2 protein-coding genes are annotated in these 980 nt (G+C 40.2%); both read right to left on the reverse strand.

The annotated features are described in order from the left end of the window. Positions 1–532: helix-turn-helix domain-containing protein (locus tag SLH46_RS21615; RefSeq protein WP_320283307.1), on the reverse strand; the 532-nt coding region annotated here is incomplete at its 3' end. Further along, a complete protein-coding gene (locus SLH46_RS21620; RefSeq protein ID WP_163323816.1) occupies positions 529–894 on the reverse strand; it encodes a transposase in 366 nt (121 codons plus the stop codon). The genes SLH46_RS21620 and SLH46_RS21615, both read right to left, overlap by 4 nt. Positions 895–980: the final 86 nt, after the last annotated feature.

Raw genomic sequence — 980 nt, forward strand, 5'->3', positions numbered from 1 at the left:
CCATATTGGTGCTAAGTTCCCAGGCAATGATATAACGGGAGTAATCGTCCATAATAGTAGACAAGTAATACCAACCCCAGTTTATCACTTTAAAGTACGTAAAATCGGTCTGCCATTGCTGATGAACGTGCCTGGTTTTGTCTTTAAACTCATCAGCCGCAGCCATTACAATCCAGGCCGGACTGGTTATTAATCCGCGCTCTTTCAAAATCCTGTAAACGCTCGATTCACTTATAAACCATCCTTGTTTATCTGTGATGTGATAGGCCAGTTCTCTTGGCGATAGTTCAGTTTGCTCAAGTGCCGTTTTTACTACTTTCGCCTTTTCTGCCTCAGGTATTTTATTCCAGAATGTTTTTCTGCTGGACTGCTTCGGTTTTAAACCTTCATAACCGTCTTCCTTGTAGCGTTTGTACCATTCATAGAATGTACTACGGCTAATACCCAGTTCCTCCAGCGTTCGTTTTACTCCAAGTTCAGAATCCTGAACAATGCGGATAATCTCCATTTTTTCGCCAGTGCTACGTCTCATAAATCTATAGTTTGTTCGGAACCAATTGCGCTTTTTTTAAGTGCCCTGATATGAAGACTTTGCTCAGCAACAAGCAGTTTTAAGTCAGTGTTTTCGTTTTTTAGATCATGTACTTCAACAGAGTTGGCTTCACGCTTGACATCGCCTGCTAAACGGCTTTTGCCAGCTTCCATGAAATCCTTGCTCCATTTGTAGTATAGGTTGGCATTAATGCCTTCTCGCCTGCAGAGGCCAGCTATACTTTCTTCTCCTCTCAGTCCTTCAATTACAATCCTGATTTTTTCCTCTGCTGAATACTTCTTTCTTGTGTGCCTCTTAATCTCTTTAATCTTGGCTTCGGCACTTTGTTTTTTTACAGTCATTTTTGAACTTTTTAATGGTGATTAAATTAAGAAAACCATCTCTTAATTTTTATACCAACGTGTCCAAATTAGGCTGAAGATTTACA

This window comes from Draconibacterium sp. IB214405 (genome assembly GCF_033963885.1).
GTDB lineage: Bacteria > Bacteroidota > Bacteroidia > Bacteroidales > Prolixibacteraceae > Draconibacterium.